The sequence below is a fragment of the Pseudomonas sp. PME37.24/006 genome, assembly GCF_055556635.1.
The window spans coordinates 1-245 of record NZ_JBVHNL010000259.1; the positions used below are offsets into that span (position 1 = coordinate 1).

General features: G+C 73.9%; 1 protein-coding gene. It reads left to right on the top strand.

The window, feature by feature from the left end; all coding sequences use genetic code 11:
• Window positions 1-245 (top strand): LysR family transcriptional regulator (locus tag ACZ3GY_RS24640; RefSeq protein WP_465912432.1); only part of this gene is annotated, 245 nt, incomplete at both ends.

The window sequence follows — 245 nt, forward strand, 5'->3', positions numbered from 1 at the left end:
GACGCGCTTGCTCGAGTACTTCGTCACGGTCGCCGACGAACGCAACGTCACGGCCGCAGCCGCTCGGCTGTTCGCGGCGCAGTCCACGGTCTCGGCGGGCCTCGCGAGCCTCGAGCGCGACCTGGGCGTCCGTCTGTTCGAGCGCTCCACCAAGTTCGTGCGCCCGACGGCCGCGGGCGACGCGCTCCTCCCCCTCGCCCGCGTGCTGCTCGCCGATCTCGACGCGCTCCGCGGGGTGGCATCCG